This is a genomic window from Kitasatospora putterlickiae, from assembly GCF_039527695.1.
Lineage (GTDB): Bacteria > Actinomycetota > Actinomycetes > Streptomycetales > Streptomycetaceae > Kitasatospora > Kitasatospora putterlickiae.
Genome location: NZ_BAAAKJ010000402.1, coordinates 5,822 through 10,288 on the forward strand (window position 1 = coordinate 5,822; position 4,467 = coordinate 10,288).

The window sequence follows — 4,467 nt, forward strand, 5'->3', positions numbered from 1 at the left end:
GGGGGATCGTCGCGGCGAGCCTGGAGGGCCTGCACCGGCTGGGCGCCCGCTGGGTGCCGGTGGAGACCCAGGTCGCCCACCAGACCCGGGCGGTGTTCGCCGCCGCCGACCTGTTGCTGCCTCCCCGGTAGCCCACCGGACACCACCGGAAGGCCGCCGGAACGCCGCCGGTTGGCCACCGCAACGCCGCCGGACACGCGAAAGGCCGGCCCGGGAGGAACCCCGGACCGGCCCGGCCGTCACCCGGCCGCGCTCAGGCCGCTATCGGCCGCTGGCTCTGCACCGCCTGCAACAGCCCGATCGCCACCCAGGTCGAGAACATCGACGAGCCCCCGTAGGAGACGAACGGCAGCGGGATGCCGGCCACCGGCATGATGCCCAGGCACATCCCTATGTTCTCGAAGCCCTGGAAGGCGAACCAGGCGACCACCCCGGCCGCCACGATGGTGCCGTACAGGTCGGTGGCGTGGCGGGCGATCCGGCAGCCCCGCCAGAGCACCACGCCCAGCAGCACGATGATCGCCATCGCGCCGAGGAACCCCAGTTCCTCCCCGGCCACCGTGAAGACGAAGTCGGTCTGCTGCTCCGGCACGAACTGCCCGGTGGTCTGCGTCCCGTGGAACAGGCCCTTGCCCCTCAGCCCGCCGGAGCCGATCGCGATCCGGGCCTGCGCGGTGTTGTAGCCGACGCCGGACGGGTCGAGCGCCGGGTTGGCGAAGGCCGCGAAGCGGTCGATCTGGTACTTGCTCAGCACCCCGAGCTTCCAGATCGCCACGCAGCCGCCGACGCCGGTCAGGATCAGCCCGAACACCCAGCGGTTGGCCGCGCCGGAGGCCAGCAGGATGCCCAGCACGATGACGGCCATCACCATCACCGAACCGGCGTCCGGCATCAGCATCACTATGGCCATCGGCAGCGTGGCCCAGATCAGCGCCCGGAACACCGACTTGTTCGGCGGGAACTCCCGCTCCCCCGCGTCCACCTGGTCGGACAGCACGACCGCCATCGACAGCACGATCGCCACCTTGGCGAACTCGGCCGGCTGCACCGAGAAGCCGCCGCCCAGCTGGATCCAGGAGTGCTGGCCGTTGATGGTCGAGCCGAGCGGGCTCAGGGTGGCCAGCAGCAGCACGATCACGCCGGCGTACAGGAACGGCACGACCGTCCGGAACCGCCGGCTCCCTATCCCTATCACCACCGCGCACAGCACCGCCCCGATCAGGACGTTGGTGAGGTGCCGGAACAGGAAGTACTGCGGGTCGCCGTGGGTGAGCGTGTCGCGGCCCCGGGTCGCCGACCAGACCAGCAGCGAGCTGCCCAGCGAGAGGACCACCGCGGCCAGCAGCAGTATCCAGTCGATCCGCCACAGCGGGGAGTCCTTGGCCAAGGACTTGGGCACTCCGCCGCGCCGCGGCACGAGGCGCAGCTGGCGGTACGAGCCGTAGGAGGTCATGCCCGGCCCCTTCCGGTGGAGCGGGTGGGTTCGACGGCGGCCACGGCGGCGAAGTGCACCGGCGGGGTGCCGTCGGGCTGCGCCGGGTCCAGGAAGACCCGCGGCGAGCCGCCGCCCACCCCGGGGTCGGCGAGGGCCGCGCCGGCCGCGCCGGCGGCACCGGCGAAGGAGGCCGGCTTGATGATCGCGGTCCCGTCCGGGTTGAACTTCGGCAGCTCGGCCTGCGGCGTGGGCAGCAGCGCCTTGCCCTGGTCGACGTTGCCCTTGTCGTCGACGCCGTACAGCGACTGGTAGATCCGCCGGATCGCGTCGCCGGAGCCGCCGGAGCCGGTGCCGCCCTGGCTTATCGTCATCACGACCGCGTAGTCGCGGCTGTAGGTGGTCAGCCACGAGGTGGTCTGCTTGCCCTCGACCTCGGCGGTGCCGGTCTTGGCGTGCAGCTCGATCTTGCCCTGCGGCCAGCCCGCGCCGGTGAACTTCCAGGCGGCGGTACCGCCGGTGACGACGCCCGCGGTGGCCTGGTCGATGTAGCTGAGCAGCTTCTGGTCGCCGGGCAGCCGGCCGTCCTCGTGCGGGGCGATCTCGCGGACGAGATCCCCGCTCGGGCTTATCACGGCCTTGGCGATGGTCGGCCGGTAGAAGGTGCCGCCGTTGGCGAGCGCCGCGTAGATCCGGGCCATCTGGATCGGGGTGACCAGGGTGTCGCCCTGGCCGATCGCGAAGTTGACGGCGTCACCGGCGCGCATCTGGTAGCCGTCGACGCAGTTCTCCCGGGCGATCTGGTCGGAGAAGCTGTTGCCGCCCTTCTCCGCCTGCTTGCACCAGGCGTCCTTGTTGTTGTCGTAGAAGGACTGCTTCCACTGCCGGTCCGGCACCCGGCCGGTGACCTCGCTGGGCAGGTCGATGCCGGTCTTGGCGCCGAGGCCGAACTGGTGGGCGGTCTTGAAGAACCAGTCGCCCGGCTCCTTCTTCGGCTTGATGCCGCCGTCCTTCATCCACTGGTCGTAGGCCAGGCCGTAGAAGACGGTGTCGCAGGAGACCTCAAGGGCGCGTTCCAGGGAGATCGAGCCGAAGCTCTCGCTCTCGAAGTTCTTGAACTCGCGCCCGCCGATGGTCATGCTCTTCGGGCAGTCGTAGCGGCCGTCGATCGGGTAGCCGGCCTGGACGGCGGCGGCGGTGGAGATGACCTTGAACGTCGAGCCGGGGGCCGACTGACCCTGTATGGCCCGGTTCAGCAGCGGGAAGTTGGACTCCTTGCTGGTCAGCGCCTGGTAGTCCTTGCCGCTGATGCCGCCCTGCCACAGGTTGGGGTCGTAGGTGGGGGCGCTGGCCATCGCGACGATCCGCCCGGTGTGCACGTCCATGACGACGGCGGCGCCGGAGTCGGCCTCGTAGTTGCGGTTGGTGACCTTGTCGAAGGTCTTGCGGGCGTCGGCCATCGCCTGCGCCAGGTTGTCCTCGACGACCTTCTGCACCCGGGCGTCGATGCTGGTCACCAGGTTGTTGCCGGTCTGCGGGGCGGCCTGGTCGGCGGTGCCGATGACCCGTCCGAGGTTGTCCACCTCCAGCTTGGTGACGCCGGCGGTGCCGCGCAGGTCGCGGTCATAGACGGACTCCAGCCCGGCGCGGCCGATCTGGTCGGCCGGCAGGTAGCGGTCCAGCCCGGCCTGGTCGGCGGTCTTGGAGACCTCCTCGTCGGTGACCGGTGACAGGTAGCCGAGCACCTGGGCGAGGTTGGCGCCCTCGACGCCGGTGTAGTGCCGCACTGCGGTGGGCTGGGCGGTGACGCCGGGGAAGTCCTCGCGGCGCTCCATTATCTGCATCGCCTGCTGGGTGGTCGCGTCCTTGGTGACCGGGATCGGCTGGTAGGGAGAGCCGTTCCAGCAGGGCTGCGGGGTCTTGGCGTCGCAGAGCCGGACCTTCTCCTGGACGTCCTTGGCCGGCATCCCGAGCACCTCGGCGAGCCGGGTCAGCACCGCCTTGCCGCCGTCCTTCTGCTGGAGCAGCGAGGTGCGGCTGACCGAGACGACCAGCTTGGTCTCGTTGCCGGCCAGGATGCGTCCGGAGGCGTCCAGGATCTCGCCGCGCACGGCCGGTTCGACGACCTCGCGGATGTGGTTGCCGGTCGCCTTGGCGGTGTAGACGCTGGCGTTGCGGATCTGCAGGTACCACAGCCGCCCGCCGAGGGTGGCGAGCAGTGAGAGCACCAGGATCTGCAGCACCACCAGACGGATCGTCACCCGCCGGGTACGGCCGGTCTCGGGGATGTTGCTCACGTCTCGTGCGCTCCAAAACAGAACAGGGGCGGGCGGGCTGGTCGCTTCGGCCGGGGCCGGGGGCTACGGGCGCTTGACCGCGCCGAGCGGCCGCTTCTTCTTGTAGGCCGGGCCGGTGCCGGGCTCGCGGGTGGTGCGGTAGCGGGCCAGGGTGCCGAGGCCGGGGCCGCCCTCGTCGTCCTCGGCGACCGCGAGCGGGTCCTTGCCGAAGCGGCGGGCGATCACCATCACGGCGGGCACCACGAAGGGGGCGAGCAGCAGGTCGTAGAGCAGGGCGGTGATCACCAGCTGGCCGAGCCCGACGTGCCGGGCGGCGGTGTCGCCGACCAGCGCGCCGACCATCGCGTAGAGCAGGGTGGAGGCGATCGCGGCGCCGGCCACCACCAGCAGCGCGCTGGAGACCGAGCGCTGGCGGCCGTGCTCGGGGCGCAGCAGTCCGGCGGCGTAGCCCATCAGGCAGAGCACCAGCGCGTAGCGGCCGATGGCGTGGTCGGAGGGCGGGGCGAGGTCGGCGAGCCGGCCGGCCGGGAAGCCGACCAGGCACCCGCCGGTCGGCCCGTAGACCAGGGCGAGGCCGACGACCACGAGCAGCAGTATGTCGGGGGTGGCCCCGGGCAGTTGCAGCCGGCCGAAGACGCTGACCTGCAGCAGCAGGCCGAGCAGGATCAGCACGGCGGAGACGGGGATGCGGGCGAGGCGCATGGCTCAGTTCCCCCCAGTGGGCTTGGCGGGCGGGAC

The 4,467-nt window shown here is 71.3% G+C and carries 3 protein-coding genes; all 3 read right to left on the minus strand.

Translation table 11 applies throughout. The features are described from left to right. Positions 1–253: 253 nt before the first annotated feature. Positions 254–1,453: a rod shape-determining protein RodA gene (gene rodA, locus ABD308_RS34300; RefSeq protein ID WP_344343731.1), complete on the minus strand. Its 1,200-nt coding sequence runs from the start codon at positions 1,451–1,453 to the stop codon at positions 254–256. Continuing rightward, the gene (mrdA, locus tag ABD308_RS34305) at positions 1,450–3,729 is read right to left on the minus strand and encodes a penicillin-binding protein 2 (RefSeq protein WP_344343733.1); all 2,280 of its coding nucleotides are present in this window, start codon (positions 3,727–3,729) and stop codon (positions 1,450–1,452) included. Before mrdA ends, rodA begins: the two co-directional genes overlap by 4 nt. A gap of 63 nt (positions 3,730–3,792) precedes the next feature. Beyond that, positions 3,793–4,431: a rod shape-determining protein MreD gene (mreD, locus tag ABD308_RS34310; protein WP_344343735.1), complete on the minus strand. Its 639-nt coding sequence runs from the start codon at positions 4,429–4,431 to the stop codon at positions 3,793–3,795. Between the last annotated feature and the right edge of the window lie 36 nt (positions 4,432–4,467).